The 17875-nt window shown below is 70.5% G+C and carries 19 protein-coding genes and 1 rRNA gene; 19 read left to right on the forward strand and 1 reads right to left on the reverse strand.

What is annotated here, in order from left to right; genetic code table 11:
* Positions 1-7 precede the first annotated feature (7 nt).
* The 19 genes from rrf (at position 8) to M3190_RS07975 (ending at position 17505) form a co-directional block, all read left to right on the forward strand.
* Positions 8-124, forward strand: a 5S ribosomal RNA gene (gene rrf / locus M3190_RS07885).
* Positions 125-883: 759 nt separating this feature from the next.
* Positions 884-1636 carry a hypothetical protein gene (locus M3190_RS07890; protein ID WP_251580433.1) on the forward strand — a complete coding sequence of 251 codons (753 nt, stop codon included), beginning with the start codon at positions 884-886 and terminating at the stop codon, positions 1634-1636.
* Positions 1636-2667: an HAD-IIA family hydrolase gene (locus M3190_RS07895; RefSeq protein ID WP_251580434.1), complete on the forward strand. Its 1032-nt coding sequence runs from the start codon at positions 1636-1638 to the stop codon at positions 2665-2667. The genes M3190_RS07890 and M3190_RS07895 overlap by 1 nt, the downstream gene beginning before the upstream one ends.
* A 45-nt stretch (positions 2668-2712) precedes the next feature.
* Positions 2713-2877 carry a hypothetical protein gene (locus tag M3190_RS07900; protein ID WP_251581276.1) on the forward strand — a complete coding sequence of 55 codons (165 nt, stop codon included), beginning with the start codon at positions 2713-2715 and terminating at the stop codon, positions 2875-2877.
* Complete coding sequence (locus M3190_RS07905; RefSeq protein WP_251580435.1) at positions 2874-3680, forward strand: TlyA family RNA methyltransferase; 807 nt, start codon at positions 2874-2876, stop codon at positions 3678-3680. Before M3190_RS07900 ends, M3190_RS07905 begins: the two co-directional genes overlap by 4 nt.
* Positions 3677-4597 (forward strand): NAD kinase, encoded by a 921-nt coding sequence (locus tag M3190_RS07910; RefSeq protein ID WP_251580436.1) that lies wholly within the window; start codon positions 3677-3679, stop codon positions 4595-4597. Before M3190_RS07905 ends, M3190_RS07910 begins: the two co-directional genes overlap by 4 nt.
* Entirely contained in the window at positions 4594-6288 is a 1695-nt protein-coding gene (recN, locus tag M3190_RS07915; RefSeq protein WP_251580437.1) for a DNA repair protein RecN, read from the forward strand. The genes M3190_RS07910 and recN overlap by 4 nt, the downstream gene beginning before the upstream one ends.
* Positions 6289-6346: 58 nt before the next feature.
* On the forward strand, positions 6347-8047 hold the full coding sequence (locus M3190_RS07920; protein WP_251580438.1) for a CTP synthase: 1701 nt from the start codon (positions 6347-6349) through the stop codon (positions 8045-8047).
* Positions 8048-8050: 3 nt separating this feature from the next.
* Complete coding sequence (locus M3190_RS07925; RefSeq protein WP_251580439.1) at positions 8051-8701, forward strand: NUDIX domain-containing protein; 651 nt, start codon at positions 8051-8053, stop codon at positions 8699-8701.
* A 6-nt stretch (positions 8702-8707) separates the two neighbouring features.
* Positions 8708-9631 (forward strand): site-specific tyrosine recombinase XerD, encoded by a 924-nt coding sequence (gene xerD, locus M3190_RS07930; RefSeq protein WP_251580440.1) that lies wholly within the window; start codon positions 8708-8710, stop codon positions 9629-9631.
* Positions 9632-9784: 153 nt separating this feature from the next.
* A complete protein-coding gene (locus M3190_RS07935; protein WP_251581238.1) occupies positions 9785-10618 on the forward strand; it encodes a ParA family protein in 834 nt (277 codons plus the stop codon).
* Positions 10602-11456, forward strand: a complete 855-nt coding sequence (locus M3190_RS07940) for a segregation and condensation protein A (protein ID WP_251580441.1) — start codon at positions 10602-10604, stop codon at positions 11454-11456. Before M3190_RS07935 ends, M3190_RS07940 begins: the two co-directional genes overlap by 17 nt.
* The gene (scpB, locus tag M3190_RS07945; protein WP_251580442.1) at positions 11446-12051 is read left to right on the forward strand and encodes an SMC-Scp complex subunit ScpB; all 606 of its coding nucleotides are present in this window, start codon (positions 11446-11448) and stop codon (positions 12049-12051) included. Before M3190_RS07940 ends, scpB begins: the two co-directional genes overlap by 11 nt.
* A complete protein-coding gene (locus tag M3190_RS07950) occupies positions 12048-12830 on the forward strand; it encodes a pseudouridine synthase (protein WP_251580443.1) in 783 nt (260 codons plus the stop codon). Before scpB ends, M3190_RS07950 begins: the two co-directional genes overlap by 4 nt.
* Entirely contained in the window at positions 12827-13942 is a 1116-nt protein-coding gene (locus tag M3190_RS07955; protein ID WP_251580444.1) for a prephenate dehydrogenase, read from the forward strand. The genes M3190_RS07950 and M3190_RS07955 overlap by 4 nt, the downstream gene beginning before the upstream one ends.
* The gene (cmk, locus tag M3190_RS07960) at positions 13935-14612 is read left to right on the forward strand and encodes a (d)CMP kinase (protein WP_251580445.1); all 678 of its coding nucleotides are present in this window, start codon (positions 13935-13937) and stop codon (positions 14610-14612) included. Before M3190_RS07955 ends, cmk begins: the two co-directional genes overlap by 8 nt.
* The gene (der, locus tag M3190_RS07965) at positions 14609-16138 is read left to right on the forward strand and encodes a ribosome biogenesis GTPase Der (RefSeq protein ID WP_251580446.1); all 1530 of its coding nucleotides are present in this window, start codon (positions 14609-14611) and stop codon (positions 16136-16138) included. Before cmk ends, der begins: the two co-directional genes overlap by 4 nt.
* 72 nt (positions 16139-16210) lie before the next feature.
* The gene (locus M3190_RS07970) at positions 16211-17113 is read left to right on the forward strand and encodes an NUDIX domain-containing protein (protein WP_251580447.1); all 903 of its coding nucleotides are present in this window, start codon (positions 16211-16213) and stop codon (positions 17111-17113) included.
* Entirely contained in the window at positions 17110-17505 is a 396-nt protein-coding gene (locus tag M3190_RS07975; protein WP_251580448.1) for a DUF2809 domain-containing protein, read from the forward strand. Before M3190_RS07970 ends, M3190_RS07975 begins: the two co-directional genes overlap by 4 nt.
* On the opposite strand, the gene M3190_RS07980 is transcribed toward M3190_RS07975, so the two are convergent.
* Positions 17491-17847: an RNA-binding S4 domain-containing protein gene (locus tag M3190_RS07980; protein ID WP_251580449.1), complete on the reverse strand. Its 357-nt coding sequence runs from the start codon at positions 17845-17847 to the stop codon at positions 17491-17493. The genes M3190_RS07975 and M3190_RS07980 overlap by 15 nt on opposite strands.
* Positions 17848-17875: the final 28 nt, after the last annotated feature.

Here is a 17875-nt window from a genome sequence, read left to right on the forward strand (position 1 = left end):
ATAGTGTTTCGGCGGCCATAGCGTGAGGGAAACGCCCGGTCACATTCCGAACCCGGAAGCTAAGCCTCACAGCGCCGATGGTACTGCAGGGGGGACCCTGTGGGAGAGTAGGACACCGCCGGACTTCTTTCGTGAAATGGCCACCCAGAGTTGGGTGGCCATTTCTCGTTAACGCGCACGTGGGAGGACAGAGAAGATGACGGACGAAGAGCGCCCTGGACGATCGGGCGGTAAGCGCAAGTTCACGCCTGCCTCCTCGCGATCGCGAGACGAGCGGCCGCGGCGCAGCGGCGGTGAGTCGACCGATCGTGATCGTCGCACATTCGGGCACCGTGATGGTGAGCGACGACCTGGAGCTCAGCGCGACGGGGAGCGTCGTCCGTACGAGAAGCGTGATGGTGAGCGTTCGTCGTATCCGAAGCGAGATGGTGAGCGTTCGTCGTATCCGAAGCGTGACGGTGAGCGTCGTCCGTACCCGAAGCGTGATGGTGAGCGTTCGTCGTATCCGAAGCGTGATGGTGAGCGTTCTTCGTACCCGAAGCGAGATGGTGAGCGTTCGTCGTACTCGAAGCGAGATGGCGAGCGTCGTCCGTACGAGAAGCGTGACGGGGAGCGTTCGTCGTATCCCAAGCGAGATGGCGAGCGTCGTCCGTACGAGAAGCGTGACGGGGAGCGTTCGTCCTACCCGAAGCGTGACGGGGAGCGTCGTCCGTACGAGAAGCGTGACGGTGAGCGTCGCCCCTACGAGAAGCGTGACGGTGAGCGCCCCTCGTACCCGAAGCGTGACGGGGAGCGTCGCCCCTACGAGAAGCGCGACGGTGAGCGTCGCAACTCCCGACCGCCTCAGGGTTCCGATCGACGAAGCGTTCCGGCTGGACCCGTCGTGCCGGACGAGATCAGCGCCCGGGATCTGAACGGCGCTGCCCGCAACGAGTTGAAGACACTCAGCAAAGACAATGCCGAACAGGTCGCCCGGCACCTCGCGATGGCCGCGCGGCTGATCGACGAAGATCCGGCGCTCGCGCACGAACACGCACTCGCGGCATCCCGCAGCGCAGGCCGCATCGCCGTCGTCCGCGAGACTGTTGCGATCACGGCTTACGCCGTGGGTGACTTCGCTCTCGCGCTGCGAGAGCTGCGGACGTTCCGTCGAATCTCGGGGCGCGACGATCAGATCGCGCTCATGGTCGACAGCGAGCGCGGCGTGGGACGGCCCGATCGCGCGCTCGAAGTCGGTCGTGCCGTCGATCGCTCCAGCCTGCCGACCGATGTCCGCGTCGAACTCGCCATCGCCATGTCGGGTGCGCGTCTCGACCTGGGCGAGACCGAGCGGGCGCTGCAGGAACTCGACATCCCGGAACTCGACCCCGACACGGCGTACCCGTGGAGCCCGGGGCTGTTCGCGGCCAGGTCAGCCGTGCTCGAAGAGCTCGGTCGGACCGACGAGGCGGCGCAGTGGCAGCACCGTGCAGACGTGGCCGCCGCAGCGCTCGGCGAGATCGATGCCGATGCTGAGACCATCGAGGTCGATGAGATCGACGAGATCGAGATCGACGATCCCGCGGACGACGGGACTGCCGACAGCACCGACGACGAGGAATCCGTGCCGGAGGACGGCGCGGAGGAGCGCGCCTGATGGGACTGTTCTCCCGATCCCGGCCCACTCCGCTCGAGGGCGTGGACCTGATCCTCGCCGACCTGGACGGAGTCGTCTACGCAGGGAACGGCCCCATCCCCCATGCGGTCGACAGCCTGACTCGTGCGGCAGAGGAGCGGGCGCTCGGGTACATCACGAACAACGCATCGCGACGCGACAGCGTTGTCGCCGCGCACCTCACAGAGCTGGGACTGCCGACGCAGCCGCAGGAGGTCGTCACGAGCCCTCAAGCGGCGGTCCGCTTGTTGCGCGACACGATCCCCGGGGGAGCGACGGTGCTCGTCGTCGGCGGGGATGGACTCGTCTTCGAACTCGAGAAGGCGGGCTACGTCGTCACCCGCAGCGCGGACGACCAGCCTGCAGCCGTCGTGCAGGGTTTCGCCCCGGAGGTCGGCTGGGCTCAGCTCGCCGAAGCCGCCTACGCGCTGGCCCTTCCCGAAGACGAGGGCGGCATCCCCTGGATCGCGACGAACACGGACTGGACCATCCCGCAGGCGCGCGGCATCGCACCCGGGAACGGCACGCTCGTGTCGGCTGTCCACACTGCCGTCGGCCGCCTCGCGACCGTCGCCGGCAAACCTGAGCGGCCGATCTTCGATGAGGCGGTCGCGCGGTTCGGGGCGCGGCATCCGCTCTTCATCGGCGATCGGCTCGACACCGATATCGCCGGTGCGCAGGCCGCGGGGATCGACTCCGTCCTTGTGCTCACCGGAATCGACCGGCCCAAGCACGTGCTCGCTGCACCGACCGTCTCACGGCCGACATACATCCTCGGCGACCTGCGAGAACTGCACGAGCCCTACCCCGAGACGATCGTCAAGGGCGACGTGACGACCGTCGGCGGGGCCTCGGTCCGCATCGACGGCCCCGACGTCCGCATCCTCTCCGCAGGGGATCGTCCCATCGACCTCGTCCGTGCGGGTGCGGCCGCCATCTGGAGCACGGGTCGCGCGATCTACGGGTTCCGCGTGCCGGAGCAGCTCTACGCGGACCCGTTCCACCGACGCTGAGCGCGCCCGCCCGCGGCGTCCCTCGCGACGCGTAGGGTGGGATCCATGTCGATGGATGCCGCCGAGGGTGAGGCCCGCCGCGAAGACCTGCTCTCGACGCTCGAGGTGATCGAGGACCAGCCGCTCGCCGAGCGCGCCGCCGCCTACGCGCTGCTGCACGACGAGCTGGCCAAGCGCCTCGAGTCGGGCCCGCGCGACGCCAACGCATGACGACACGTCTCGACGCGGCCGTCGCGGCGCGCGGACTCGCACGCTCGCGCACGCACGCGGCCCAGCTCATCGACGCCGGACTCGTGAGCGTCGACGGGCACCCCGCCGTGAAGGCATCCGCGAAAGTCGGTGACGATCAGGTCATCGAGGTCGCGGCATCCGATCACTACGTCAGCCGGGCAGCGCACAAGCTCATCGCTGCGCTCGACGCCTTCGGGGTCGATCCGCAGGGGCGCGTCGCGGTGGACATGGGAGCCTCGACCGGCGGCTTCACGCAGGTTCTCATCGAGCGGGGAGCGGCGCGCGTGCTCGCCGTCGACGTCGGTCACGGGCAGCTCGCCGCTCAGATCGCAGAGCTCCCGAAGGTCGTCTCCGTCGAAGGCTTCAACGTCCGTCACATGACGGCGGCGTCACTGGCCGACGCCTCCCGTGTCGCCGACACCCCGTCGGTGATCACCGGCGACCTCTCCTTCATCTCGCTCACGCACGTCCTTCCCGCGGCGGCCGCGGTCTGCGCTCGGGACGCCGACCTGGTGCTGCTGGTGAAGCCGCAGTTCGAGGTCGGGCGCACCGGGGTCCGCGAAGGTCTCGTGACGGATGCCGGGCGCCGAGCCGACGCCGTCGCGACCGTCCTCTGGGCGGCGTGGGACGCGGGGCTCGGCACGCACGGCGTCATCGCGTCGCCGATTGCGGGAACACACGGCAACCGGGAGTTCCTCATCCACCTGCGTCCCGGGACGAGCGACGACGTGAATCCGACACAATGGTTGGACACCGTGAACCGACTGGCGGGAGCCGCATGACCGACGCGACGCGCAACATCCTCGTGGTGGCGCACGCGCTGCGCGAGAACACCGTCGAGGGGGCACGGCGCGTCGTCGCGGCGGTTCATGCAGCTGGTCTGCAGCCCGTCGTGCCCGGAGACGATCCGGAGCTGGCAGCGGTGCTGGGCGACCTCGACACCGCGATCCTCGGCGAGGACGGGGTCGACGTGGCGGACATCGAGGTCGCCATCGTCCTCGGCGGCGACGGCACGATCCTGCGCGCGGCCGAGCTGGTGCGAGCGGCATCCGTCCCGATCCTCGGGGTGAACATGGGCCATGTGGGCTTCCTCGCCGAGATCGAGGCCGATGACATCGACGAGGCCATCGGCCGCGCCCTCGCGCGGGACTACGAGATCCACGAGCGGATGACGCTGTCGGTCGAGGTCCGAGACGCCCACGACGAGGTCGTGTACCGGACGTGGGCCCTCAACGAGGCGACCGTCGAGAAGGCGTCCCGTGAGCGGATGCTCGAGGTGATGATCGAGATCGACGGTCGTCCGCTGTCGTCGTTCGGCTGCGACGGTGTCGTCGTCGCGACGCCCACCGGGTCGACCGCCTACAACTTCTCCGCCGGCGGACCGGTCGTATGGCCGTCGGTGCAGGCGCTGTGCCTCGTGCCGTTGTCGGCCCATGCCCTGTTCGCCCGTCCCGTCGTCCTGGGGCCCGAGACGTCGGTCTCGATCGACGTTCTGGAACGCAACCAGGGGCGCGCGGTGCTGTGGAGCGACGGTCGCCGATCGCACGACCTCCCGCCGGGCGCCCGCGTCGTCGTGCGGCGGTCGACCCGGCCGGTCCGCCTCGCACGGCTGCATCCGTCCGTCTTCACCGACCGGCTCGTCCGCAAGTTCCAGCTGCCCGTCGCGGGGTGGCGGGGCGCCACGGAGGCCACACCGTGATCGAGCAGATCCGCCTCCGCGACCTCGGGGTCATCGCGGGTGCGACCCTGCCGATCGGTCCGGGCTTCACCGCCATCACGGGCGAGACCGGCGCGGGAAAGACCATGGTCGTGACCGGCCTCGGCCTGCTCCTCGGTCAGCGCGCCGACTCCGGCGCGGTGCGAGCGGGCGCCGAGCAGGCCGCCGTCGACGGTGTGTGGATCGTCCCGGAGAACGGTCCCGTCGTCGAACGGGTGCGGGATGCCGGGGGCGACGTCGAACCCCTCGGTGACGGGCGTGCGGAGCTCTACCTCGGTCGCACCCTGTCGAGCGAGGGACGGAGCCGGGCGACCGTCGGCGGCCGCACCGCTCCGGCGGGAGTGCTGGCGGACCTCGCGGATCAGCTCGTAGTCGTCCACGGCCAGTCCGATCAGTTGCGGCTCACCTCCGCCGCTGCGCAGCGGGAGGCGCTCGACCGGTTCGGCGGCGTTCCCGTCGCCGAGGCGCTGGAGCGCTACCGCGCAGCGTGGGACGCGTGGCGCACCGCAGCAGCCGAGCTCGAGACGCTGACGACCGAACAGGACGCCCGCGCCCGCGAGGCAGCGGAGCTGCGCGCGGCCATCGCGGACATCGAGGCGGTCGACCCGCAGCCGGGGGAGGACGCGGACCTCGCGCAGCGTGCCGACCGGCTCGCCAACGCGGAGGAGCTGCGCTTGGCCGCGGCGACTGCGCACGCCGCGCTGTCGAACGAGGACGACCTCCCCGACGTGCAGGCGCTGCTCGCCGAGGCGCGTCGCGCGCTCGAACGCGCTGGCGGCTCGGATGAGGCGCTGCGCCGACACGCCGCAGTGATCGAGGAGCTCGGGTACCGCGTCGCCGACGTCGCCGGCGAACTGAGCGGCTACCTCGCCGACCTGGACGAGGGCGGGCCCCACGAGCTCGCGGCCGTCGAAGAGCGTCGGGCCGCCGTCAATGGCCTCATCCGCGCGCACGGGTCCCTCGACGCTGCCCTCGAGCTGCTGGCCTCCGGCTCCGCACGACTCGTCGAACTCGACGACGACGGGGACCGTATCGAGCGACTCACGGCCGAGCGCGACCGGTTGCGCGATGAGGTCGAGGCGCGGGCGGCGGGGCTGACTGATGCGCGGCGCGCGGCGGCATCCCGCCTCGGGGAATCGGTCACCGCCGAACTGCGTCATCTCGCGCTTCCCGACGCGACGGTGACGGTGGCCGTGGAGCCGGGGCCGGAGGCGTCCCACGGTCGCGATGTCGTCACGATCCAGCTCGCACCCCACCCGGGCGCGTCGCCCCGTCCTGTCGCCCGAGGCGCGTCTGGGGGTGAGCTCAGCCGCGTCATGCTGGCGATCGAGGTCGTGATCGCCGCGACCGATCCCGTTCCGACCTTCGTATTCGACGAGGTGGATGCCGGTATCGGCGGGGCCGCGGCGATCGAGGTCGGCCGGCGGCTCGCGAAGCTCGCGGAGACCAGCCAGGTGATCGCGGTCACCCACCTCGCCCAGGTCGCGGCGTTCGCGGGCAACCACCTGTCCGTCGTCAAGGCCAGCGACGGATCGGTGACCGCGTCGAGCGTGCGGCACCTCGAGGGCGAGGAGCGTGCAGCCGAGATGGCGCGGCTGCTGTCGGGCATGTCCGACTCGGACGCAGCCCTGGATCACGCCCGCGAACTGCTGGCGCTCGGGCGCGCCCGCTGAACGACACCCGGGCGGTCACCGGGCTGGGCGGTCGGCGGGGCTGATAGAGTGAAAGCCCGTGACGGACTCTTCGGGCGCGGGACGCAAAAACAACGACATCACCAAGCACATCTTCGTGACGGGTGGTGTCGTTTCGTCTCTCGGCAAGGGTCTGACCGCCGCCAGCCTCGGCAATCTGCTCACCGCGCGCGGCCTGCGCGTCGTCATGCAGAAGCTCGACCCGTACCTGAACGTCGACCCGGGGACGATGAACCCGTTCCAGCACGGCGAGGTCTTCGTCACCGACGACGGCGCCGAGACCGACCTCGACATCGGCCACTACGAGCGCTTTCTCGACATCGAGCTGAGCCAGGCCGCGAACGTGACCACGGGTCAGATCTACTCCGAGGTCATCGCGAAGGAGCGTCGCGGCGAGTACCTCGGCGACACCGTCCAGGTCATCCCGCACATCTCCGACGAGATCAAGCGCAGGATGCGGCTGCAGGCCACCGAGGAGCCCCGTCCCGACGTCATCATCACCGAGGTGGGCGGCACCGTCGGCGACATCGAGTCGCAGCCGTTCATCGAGTCTGCTCGGCAGATCCGCCACGAGCTCGGCCGCGACAACGTCTTCTTCGTGCACGTGTCGCTCGTGCCGTTCATGGGCGCCTCGGGCGAGCAGAAGACCAAGCCCACGCAGCACTCGGTCGCGATGCTGCGCTCCATCGGCATCCAGCCCGACGCTCTCGTCCTGCGCAGCGACCGGCCCGTCACCGAGTCCAACAAGCGCAAGATCGCGCTCATGTGCGACGTCGACGAGGACGCGGTCATCAACACCGTCGACTTGCCGAGCATCTACGACATCCCCTCCACGCTCAGCGATCAGGGCCTCGACGCCTACATCGTCCGCCGCCTGGGGCTGGACGCTAAGGCCGGCGACATCGATTGGACCCGCTGGAACAAGGTCCTCAACGCCGTGCACAACCCGAAGCACGAGGTCACGGTGGGTCTCGTCGGCAAGTACATCGACCTCCCCGACGCCTACCTCTCGGTCACGGAAGCCCTCAAGGCCGGCGGCTTCGCGCAGGAGACGAAGGTCCAGATCACCTGGATCCCCTCGGACCTGTGCGAGACGCCGGAGGGTGCCGCGAAGGCGCTGTCGGCCGTGGACGGCATCGTGATCCCCGGCGGCTTCGGCATCCGCGGCATCGAGGGCAAGCTCGGCGCGCTCAAGTTCGCCCGCGAGCAGGGGCTGCCGACGCTCGGCATCTGCCTCGGTCTGCAGTGCATGGTGATCGAGTACGCGCGCCACGTCGCGGGCATCGAGCACGCGTCCTCGAGCGAGTTCGACCCCGAGACCCCGCACCCGGTCATCGCCACGATGGCCGAGCAGGTCGACATCCTCGACAGGGGCGACATGGGCGGGACGATGCGTCTCGGTCTGTACGAGGCGGCGCTGGCCGAAGGCTCGCTCGCCGCCGAGCTGTACGGCTCCGACCGTGCGACCGAGCGTCACCGCCACCGCTACGAGGTCAACAACTCCTACCGCCAGCAGATCGCCGACGCGGGTCTCGTGTTCTCGGGCCTGAACCCCGACCTCGACCTCGTCGAATACGTGGAGCTGCCGCGCGACGTCCACCCGTACTACATCGCCACGCAGGCGCACCCCGAGCTGCGGTCGCGTCCGACCGAGGCGAACCCGCTCTTCCGAGGCCTCATCGCCGCCGCGCTCGATCGCCACCGTGCGAGCGAACTGTTCGACGTCGAGAACGAGGACTGAGCGATGACGGATGCCGCTCCGCTGCAGGACGAGGCCGTCGCCGTCGACGTCACACGCAGTGACACGGTCTACGAGGGCCGGGTCTGGAATCTGCGCCGGGACGAGTTCACCTATGGGGACGGGTCGATCGTGCGGGAGTACGTCGACCACACCGGTGCGGTGGCGATCCTCGCGCTCGACGACGACGGGCGGGTGCTCGTCATCCGGCAGTACCGGCATCCGGTCGGCTTCCGCGACTGGGAGATCCCGGCCGGTCTGCTCGACGTCCCGGGGGAGGACCCGCTCGCGGCGGCCCAGCGCGAGCTCGCCGAGGAGGCGGACCTGACCGCCGAGCGCTGGCACGTCCTGTCGGACTTCTTCACGAGCCCCGGCGGGAGCGATGAGGCGATCCGGATCTACCTCGCGCGAGGCCTCGCCGACGCGCCCGAGGTGTTCGCCCGCACGGACGAGGAGGCCGACATCGAGGTGCGCTGGGTGCCCCTCGACGACGTCGTGGACGCCGTCCTCGCCCGCTCGCTGCAGAACCCGTCGCTCGTGGTCGCCGCCCTCGCCGCCGCCGCGGGCCGCGCCCGCGACTGGTCGACGCTCGGTGAGCCGGATGCGCCGTGGCCGGGGCGATCGCGCCCCGTGGGCGCGGACCGACCGCAGGCCTGAGAACCCGTGAGGCTCGCGCGCGCCGTCGACGCGTTCCTCCGGCACATCACGATCGAGCGCGGTCTGTCCGCGCACACGGTGTCCGCGTACCGACGCGACCTCGCCGGCTACCTCGACTGGCTCGCGCAGCATGGCGCCGAGGACACCGAGGTCGTGACGACCGAGCTCGTCACGAGGTTCGCGGCGGAGCGGGCGGCATCCGATCCGCCTCCCGCGTCGACCTCGCTCGCCCGGCTGCAGTCCGCGGTACGCAGTTTCCACCGTTTCCTCGCGCGGGAGGGCATCGCGACCGACGACCCGACGGTCCGGCTCCGCCCACCGAAGGCGCCTCTGCGTCTGCCGAAGGCGCTGCCCGTGGACGACGTCATCCGGCTGCTGGATGCCGCCGGCCCCGCACCCGCCGATGCGGCGCCGGGCGAGCTGATCGGATTGCGCGACCGTGCCCTGCTCGAGCTGCTCTACGCCACCGGCGCCCGCGTCTCGGAGATCGTGGACCTCGATGTCGACGACCTCATGCACGGCGAGGTGCTGCGGGTGCGGGGCAAGGGGTCGAAGGAACGGATCGTTCCCGTCGGGTCGTACGCCCGTGCGTCGGTCGACGCGTACCTGACGCGCGCTCGACCCGAACTCTCGCGGCGTGGCCGTGCGACGCCGCGAGCCTTCCTCGGCGCCCGCGGAGCACCGCTGTCGCGGCAGAGCGCCTGGCTCGTCATCCAGCAGGCCGCACAGCGTGCGGGGATCACGGCCCACGTCTCGCCGCACACGCTGCGGCACTCCTTCGCAACTCACCTGCTGCAGGGTGGCGCCGACGTCCGCGTCGTGCAGGAGATGCTCGGCCACGCCTCCGTCGCGACGACGCAGATCTACACGCACGTCACCGTCGACGCGCTGCGCGACGTCTACCTCACGTCGCATCCGCGGGCGAGATGACCAGGGCACTGCGGGGGAGTCGCTCCCTCGCCCGGGGCCCGGCGATGACTAGACTCGGGTGAGCACGGCGAAGGCAGGAGATCAGTGGCGAGCAAGCGGAGCACGGCGGAGGCCACCGGCGCATCGGCGGCGGATTCGGCGACCGACACCCCGATGGGGCCGACGGGACGTCCGTACCACGGCTTCCCGACCCCGCCGAAGCTCGACGGTCACGGCCCGGCGCGCATCATCTCGCTCTGCAACCAGAAGGGCGGCGTCGGCAAGACGACGACGACGATCAACCTGGCTGCGGGTCTCGCCTCGTACGGACGTCGCGTGCTCGCGGTCGACTTCGACCCGCAGGGCGCGCTGTCCGCTGGTCTCGGAGTGCAGACGCACGAGACAGCCACGATCTACGACCTGCTCCTCGACCCGAAGCGCGACCCGAACGAGGTCATCGTCTCGACGTCGGTCGAAGGCCTCGACATCCTGCCCGCCAACATCGACCTGTCGGCGGCCGAAGTCCACCTCGTGAACGAGGTCGCTCGCGAGACGATCCTCGCGCGCGTCCTGCGCAAGGTCGCGGGCGACTACGACGTCATCCTCATCGACTGCCAGCCGTCCTTGGGGCTCCTCACCGTCAATGCGCTGACCGCGAGCCACGGCGTGCTCATCCCGCTCGAGTGCGAGTTCTTCGCCCTGCGTGGCGTGGCCCTCCTCATCGAGACGATCGACAAGGTCCGCGATCGCCTGAACCCCGCGATCCAGCTCGACGGCGTGCTCGCGACGATGTACGACCCGCGCACCCTGCACTCGCGCGAAGTCCTCGAGCGGGTCGTCGACGCCTTCGGCGACGATGTGCTCGAGACGGTCATCGGGCGCACGGTGAAGTTCCCGGACGCCTCGGTGGCCGGGATTCCCATCACGAAGTTCGCCCCCGAACACTCCGCCGCCCAGGCGTACCTGCGCCTCGCGCGGGAGCTGGTCGCCCGTGGCGCCGTCGCCTGAAGACGTCGCCGACGCCGACGCCGCGCCCTCCGGGGCAGAACCGACCGAGGCTGCGGGCGACCGGTTCCGTGTCTCGCTCGGCAACTTCGACGGTCCCTTCGACCTGCTGCTGACCCTCATCTCGAAGCACGAGCTCGACATCACCGAGGTCTCGCTCAGCAAGGTCACCGACGAGTTCATCTCCTATCTGAAAGGGCTCGACGACGACGCCGATCTCGACCAGGCGTCCGAGTTCCTCGTCGTCGCCGCGACGCTGCTCGACATGAAGGTCGCGGGGCTGCTCCCGCAGGGCGAGTTGGTGGATGCCGAGTCGGTCGCCCTCCTCGAGGCGCGCGACCTGTTGTTCGCACGACTGCTGCAGTACCGCGCGTTCAAGGAGGTGTCGGCCTGGTTCGCCCGCTGCCTGGACCGCGAGGGCAAGCGGCACACCCGAGCGGTGCGGCTCGACGAGAAGCATCGGCGCGCGGTGCCGGAGCTGGTCTGGACACTGTCGCCGGAGGACTTCGCCGCGATCGCGATGCTCGCCTTCGCGCCGAAGGAGATCCCGCACGTCGGACTCGACCACCTGCATGCGCCGCTCGTCTCGATCCGGGAGCAGGCGGCCGTCGTCGTGACCCTGCTGCGCGACGCCGGACAGCTGAACTTCCGCGAAATGGTTGCCGGCGTGACCCAGACGGGGGTCGTCGTGGCGCGGTTCATCGCGGTGTTGGAGCTGTATCGGCACGCAGCGCTCTCGTTCGAGCAGCTCGAGCCGCTCGGGGAGCTGACCCTGCGATGGACCGCCGAACGGTGGTCCGAAGAGAACCTCGCCACTCTGGGAGCCGACTATGACCGATGACGCCACCGAGATCGAGGCCCCGCCCCGCTCGCAGGAGCCTGCCGACGTCGCGCGGCGACTCGAGGCCATTCTCATGATCATCGACGAGCCGCAGAGCCTCGTCTCGCTCGCTGCCGCCGTCGGGGCGCCCGTGCCCGCCGTCCGCCAGGCGGTCGAGGAGCTCGTCGCGGACTACGACGGCGAACGGAGCGGACCGCGCCGCGGCTTCGAGCTGCGCGAGGTCGGCGGCGGCTGGCGCTTCTACGTGCGCGAGGAGCACGACGACCTCGTCGCCGAGTTCGTCAACGGCCAGGCGCCCTCCCGGCTGTCGCAGGCCGCCCTCGAGACGCTCGCCGTCATCGCCTACAAGCAGCCGGTCTCGCGCAGCCAGGTCGCCTCGATCCGCGCCGTGAACGTCGACTCCGTCGTCCGGACGCTCCTGGCCCGTGGGCTCATCACCGAGGCCTTCACCGACCCCGAGACCGGGGCCATCAACTACCGCACCACCGACGCGCTGCTCGGTCACCTGGGGATCAACTCCCTCGACGAGCTGCCCCCCATCTCCCCGCTGCTGGATGACGGCTCCGCGGGCTTCGAAGGAGAGACCATCCGATGAACGATCAGTCCGACGAGAACCGGGTCCGGCTGCAGAAGGTCCTCGCCAACGCCGGTGTCGCCTCGCGCCGCGTCTGCGAGCAGTACATCGTCGAGGGTCGCGTCCGGGTGAACGGGGTCGTCGTGACCGAGCTGGGCTCCCGCATCGACCCCGAGCACGACAGGGTCGACGTCGACGGCACCGCGATCCAGCTCGACACGAGCAAGCGCTACGTCATCCTCAACAAGCCCACCGGAGTCGTCTCGTCGATGAAGGACGACCAGGGCCGTCCCGACCTCCGCCGCTTCACGAAGGACTGGCCCGAGCGCCTCTACAACGTCGGCCGACTGGATGCCGAGACGAGCGGCCTTCTGGTCCTCACGAACGACGGCGAGCTCGCGCACGTCCTCGCGCACCCGTCCTTCGGCGTCACCAAGGTCTACATCGCGAAGGTGTCGGGTCGTGTTCTCGCTCAGACGATCGCGCAGCTGACCAAGGGGCTCGACCTCGAGGACGGCCCGATCGCCGCCGACAAGGCTCGCCTCCTCGACGCCAACGGCGACACGAGCCTCGTCGAGCTGACACTGCACTCGGGACGCAACCGCATCGTCCGACGCATGATGGCGGCCGTGGGACACCCGGTGCAGGAGCTCGTGCGGCGGCAGTTCGGCCCCCTGCACCTGGGCACGCTCCCAGCGGGGCGGACGCGCGAGTTGACTACAGTGGAGCGTGGTGCGCTGCTGACTCTCGCGCGCCAGGCGGAGACCCCGCCCGGGGATCCCACTCAGGAGCAGTTGTGACCGACGCCATCGACGCGCGCCCTCGCGCGGTCCGCACGAGCGGTCTCGTCCGCATCGTCGGCGCGGGGCTGCTCGGTTCGAGCATCGGTCACGCTCTGACCGCGCTCGGTGTCGACGTCGTCCTCGCCGATGCGTCGCCCGCTCAGCTGCGGCTGGCCGTCGATTACGGCGCGGGTCGCCTGCCGCGTGAGGACGACCGACCGAACCTCGTCGTCGTGGCGGTGCCGCCGGATGTGACGGCCGACGTCATCGAGCGCGAGCTCACCGCCTTCCCCGACGCGGTCGTCACCGACGTCGCAAGCGTCAAGCTCGAGCCACTGCTCGTGCTGCGCGCGCGTGGGGTGGACCTGTCGCGCTACATCGGAAGCCATCCCATGGCCGGACGCGAACGGGGCGGTGCGATCTCCGCCCGCGCCGACATCTTCTTCGGACGGCCGTGGGTCATCTGCCGGGACGGAGAGACGTCCGCCCGCGACCTCGCCGTCGTCGAAGGACTCGCGCTCGACCTCGGTGCCAGCCTGGTCGAGATGAGTCCGGAAGAGCATGATCGCTCGGTAGCTCTCGTCTCGCACGTGCCGCAGCTCGTGGCATCCCTCCTTGCCGGACGCTTCGTCGGTGCCGAGGAAGCCTCCCTCCGCCTCGCGGGACAGGGCGTGCGAGACACGACCCGCATCGCCGCATCCGCCCCTGAGCTCTGGGTGCAGATCCTCGGTGCCAACGCCGACCCGGTCGTCGAGGTGCTCGATGCGCTCGCGTCGGACCTGACGAGCGTCGCCCGCGCGCTCCGCGATCCCGATGCGCCGGGCGCGCGCCGCACCGTGGCCGACACGATCCGTCGGGGCAACGAGGGGGTCGAGAGGCTTCCGGGCAAGCACGGTCAGAACCGCCGTTTCGAGACGGTCGTCGTCATGGTGGACGACACCCCCGGCCAGCTGGGGCGCCTGTTCGGCGACCTCGGCGAGCTCGACGTCAACGTCGAGGACTTCCGTCTCGAGCACTCGCCCGGAGCCCAGTTCGGTCTCGGCGAGATCAGTGTCGTCCCGTCCGCGGTGACCGTCGCCACCGACGGCCTCGCCGCGCGCGGGTGGAAGATTGCGAGCCTCAATGACTGATCCCATCACCGTCGCCATCGACGGCCCTGCCGGCAGCGGCAAGTCGAGTGTGTCCAAGGAGGCGGCGCGCCGCCTCGGCTACGGCTACCTCGACACCGGCGCCGCCTACCGGGCGCTGGCCTGGCATGTCCTCGAGCATGGCGCGGACACCTCCGACGCGGCCGCCGTCGTGGACGCCGCGGGCGACTTCGACTACGCCATCTCGCTCGACCCCGACGACTACTGGGTGCGGGTGGGCGCGACCTCGGTCACGGAGGCGATCCGTGAGCCGCGGGTCAGCTCCGCCGTGAGCGGCGTCGCGCGGGTGCCCGTCATCCGCGAGCAGGTCAACGTCCTGTTCCGGCGCCTCGTGTCGGAGTCGGGCCGCCCCGGTGTCATCGTCGAAGGCCGCGACATCACGACCGTCGTCGCCCCCGACGCACCCGTGCGCATCCTGCTGACCGCCGCACCCGAGGTGCGTGCCGCTCGGCGCAGCGCCGAACTGACCACGGAGGATGCCGCGGCCGTCGCCGCCGCGCTGCATAAGCGCGACGCATCCGACTCCCAGGTCGTCGACTTCCTCACCGCCGCCCCCGGCGTGACGGTCGTCGACTCGACCGACCTGGACTTCGCACAGACCGTCGACGCCGTCCTGGGCGTCGTGCGGTCGGGAACGGAAGGCTCGCGATGAGCGCCGAAGACGACTACGAATACGAAGGCGGCCCCGATCAGCTCGAGGAGAAGCTCGCCAACCTCGACGAGGAACTCGCCGAGCAGCGCGCTGCGGCCCTCCGTGCCTCGCTTGCCGACTACGAGCTCGACGAGGACGACGACGATCTGCTGGCCGGCTTCACCGCCGGAGGCGAGGTCGTCGAGATGCTGCCGGCGCTGCCCGTCGTGGCGATCGTCGGACGGCCGAACGTCGGCAAGTCCGCGCTCGTCAACCGCATCCTCGGTCGTCGCGAAGCCGTCGTGGAGGACACCCCCGGCGTCACGCGTGACCGAGTGAGCTACAAGGCCGAGTGGATGGATCGCCGGTTCACGCTCGTCGACACCGGTGGTTGGGAGCACGACGCGAAGGGGATCGACCGCTCCGTCGCCGCACAGGCCGAGATCGCGATCGAGCTGTGCGACGTCGTCATGTTCGTCGTCGACGCGATGGTCGGCGCGACCGCGACCGACGAGCAGGTGGTTCGGATGCTGCGCAAGACCGACAAGCCGGTCTTCCTCGTCGCCAACAAGATCGACGATGCGCGCCAGGAGCCCGAGGCCGCCGCCCTCTGGAACCTCGGCCTCGGCGAGCCGCACCCTGTGTCCGCCATCCACGGCCGCGGCGTCGCAGATCTCTTGGACGAGGTCATGAAGGTGCTGCCCGAGGTCTCGGCCGTCGCGAAGAACGAGCTCGGCGGCCCCCGCCGCGTCGCGATCCTGGGACGACCGAACGTGGGCAAGTCGTCGCTGCTGAACAAGGCCGCGGGGGAGGAGCGCGTCGTCGTCAACGACCTCGCGGGCACCACTCGCGACCCCGTGGACGAGGTCGTGGAGCTCGGCGGCAAGCTGTGGCGTCTGGTCGACACCGCCGGCATCCGTCGTCGTGTGCACCTGCAGCAGGGCGCCGACTTCTACGCGTCGCTGCGCACCAGTGCGGCTCTCGAGAAGGCCGAGGTCGCCGTCGTCGTCCTCGATGTCACCGAGTCGATCAGCGTGCAGGACCTCAACATCATCGACCTGGTGCTCGAGTCCGGTCGTGCCCTCGTCCTCGCGTTCAACAAGTGGGATCGCCTGAACGACGACGACATGGACAACGCCGACCGTCGTCGGTACCTCGAGCGCGAGATCGAGCAGGACCTCGCGCACGTCACGTGGGCGCCGCGCGTCAACCTCTCGGCCCGCACCGGACGTCACCTCGACAAGCTCGTCCCGGCGCTCGAGACGGCGCTCGAGTCGTGGGATCAGCGCATCCCCACGGGCAAGTTCAACGCGTTCCTCGCCGAGCTCATCGCCGAGCACCCGCACCCGCTCCGCGGCGGCAAGCAGCCCCGCATCCTGTTCGGGACGCAGGCCTCGACGCGGCCGCCGACATTCGTGCTCTTCACGACCGGGTTCCTCGACCCGGGCTACCGCCGGTTCATCCAGCGGCGCCTGCGCGAGATCTTCGGGTTCGAGGGCACGCCCATCGTCACGAACATGCGGGTGCGCGAGCGCCGGCAGCGCTGAGCCTCGGTCGCCTGCGCGTCGTCCGGTGACGGATGCCGCGCCCTGCCACGCGCTGCGTGAGAGGCTGGTCGGGTGATCATCCGCCCGCCCGACCCCGGTGAGCCGCGTCGTCCGCTCGGACCGCGCGACCCCGGTGACGCGTGGGTGCTCGCCGACAGCGGCGAGAAGTATTGGGGACGGTTCGGGGCTGCGGGACTGCTCGCGCACGACCCGGCCCGCGGCATCCTGCTGCAGCACCGGGTGTCGTGGAGTCACTTCGGCGGGACGTGGGGAATTCCCGGGGGAGCTCGCCACGAGGGCGAGAGTGCGACGGATGCCGCGATCCGCGAGTCGCAGGAGGAGGCCGGTGTGCCCGGCGACGCCCTGCGGCCGCTGTTCACGAGTGTGTTGGACCGAGACGTGTGGACCTACACGACGCTCGTCGCGACAGTGGAGCGTCCGTTCGAACCGGTCATCGCCGACCCCGAGAGCTACGCGCTGGAGTGGGTGCCGGTCGACCGCGTCGACGGCATGCCGCTGCATCCCGGTTTCGCGGGCTCGTGGCCCGCGCTGCGCGAGGCCCTATCGACGCGGGTGACGGTCATCGTCGACGCGGCCAACGTCGTGGGCTCGACGCCGGACGGGTGGTGGAAGGACCGCGCAGGCGCCACCGAGCGGTTGCTCTCGGGCTTGTCCGACCTCTCGCGTGGCGGCGTGCCCGCCGAGGCGCTGGGACTCGGCGGGGACCGCTGGTTCCCCCGCGTGGTCGCGGTCCTCGAGGGAGCTGCCCGCGCCGCTTCCGATGCGGGCGAGATCGAGGTGGTGCGCGCCGCGGGCGAAGGCGACGACCAGATCGTGGCGTCCGCCGTCGAGTCGGTGCACCGGGGAGATCGCACCCTCGTGGTGACGAGCGATCGAGGCCTCACCGAGCGCGTCCGTGAGGCGGGAGCGACCACGCAGCCGGTGTCGTGGCTCCGCGGGCTGCTCACCTCGTGAGACGACTCGCCGGACTCTGCGCCGCTGTCCTGGCCGTGGCCGTCGGGCTCGCGGTGCACCTGTCGGCGCCGGACGGGGCGGCATCCGACATCGCCGCAGATGCGCTCTACGTGATCGCCGTCTGGGGTGGGCTCGTCCTCCTCTTCCCGGGATGGCGGTCGTGGATGACCGCCGCGGTCGTCCTCGGCTGGAGTGTCGCGGTGGAGCTGTTCCAGCTGACCGGCTTGCCGCTGCGATGGGCGGGGGAGTGGCCTCCGATCGTGCTCGTTTTCGGCACGGTCTTCGACCCGAGGGACCTGGTCGTCTACGCCGTCACCGCGGCCGCCGTGGGAGGGGTGGATGCCGGCACGCGCCGCGCGATCGACCGCCGAGGGGTGTCAGCGGCCGCGTAGCTTCTCGATGTCGCGCCGCTCGCGTTTGGTCGGTCGGCCCGCGCCGCGGTCGCGCACCGCGATCTGCGCGACGGGTTCCCGTTCGGGCGTCCGGTCCTCCGCGGCGACGGCGGCCAGCGGTGCGCCGACACGCTTGGTGATCGTCTGACGGACGACGAGGATGCGGTCGAATCCGGCGATCCGCACGCGCAACTCGTCGCCGGGTCGCACCTGCTGGGCGGCCTTCGCCTTCTCGCCGTTGACGCGGACGTGCCCGGCTCGACATGCCGTGGTCGCCGCGGAGCGGGTCTTGTAGACGCGGACGGCCCAGAGCCAGGAGTCGACGCGCACGGCATCCGCCATGTCACCCTCCTCCCGTACGGTGAACCCA

It is taken from the genome of Microbacterium oleivorans (assembly GCF_023715745.1).
GTDB lineage: Bacteria > Actinomycetota > Actinomycetes > Actinomycetales > Microbacteriaceae > Microbacterium > Microbacterium oleivorans_D.

What these genes read in the sequence shown, in the direction of transcription:
- M3190_RS07895 (WP_251580434.1), top strand. Translation starts at nt 1,636, where the DNA reads ATGGGACTGTTCTCCCGATCCCGGCCCACTCCGCTCGAGGGCGTGGAC.
- M3190_RS07900 (WP_251581276.1), top strand. Translation starts at nt 2,713, where the DNA reads ATGTCGATGGATGCCGCCGAGGGTGAGGCCCGCCGCGAAGACCTGCTC.
- M3190_RS07905 (WP_251580435.1), top strand. Translation starts at nt 2,874, where the DNA reads ATGACGACACGTCTCGACGCGGCCGTCGCGGCGCGCGGACTCGCACGC.
- M3190_RS07910 (WP_251580436.1), top strand. Translation starts at nt 3,677, where the DNA reads ATGACCGACGCGACGCGCAACATCCTCGTGGTGGCGCACGCGCTGCGC.
- M3190_RS07925 (WP_251580439.1), top strand. Translation starts at nt 8,051, where the DNA reads ATGACGGATGCCGCTCCGCTGCAGGACGAGGCCGTCGCCGTCGACGTC.
- M3190_RS07935 (WP_251581238.1), top strand. Translation starts at nt 9,785, where the DNA reads ATGGGGCCGACGGGACGTCCGTACCACGGCTTCCCGACCCCGCCGAAG.
- scpB (WP_251580442.1), top strand. Translation starts at nt 11,446, where the DNA reads ATGACCGATGACGCCACCGAGATCGAGGCCCCGCCCCGCTCGCAGGAG.
- M3190_RS07950 (WP_251580443.1), top strand. Translation starts at nt 12,048, where the DNA reads ATGAACGATCAGTCCGACGAGAACCGGGTCCGGCTGCAGAAGGTCCTC.
- cmk (WP_251580445.1), top strand. Translation starts at nt 13,935, where the DNA reads ATGACTGATCCCATCACCGTCGCCATCGACGGCCCTGCCGGCAGCGGC.
- der (WP_251580446.1), top strand. Translation starts at nt 14,609, where the DNA reads ATGAGCGCCGAAGACGACTACGAATACGAAGGCGGCCCCGATCAGCTC.
- M3190_RS07980 (WP_251580449.1), bottom strand. Translation starts at nt 17,847, where the DNA reads ATGGCGGATGCCGTGCGCGTCGACTCCTGGCTCTGGGCCGTCCGCGTC.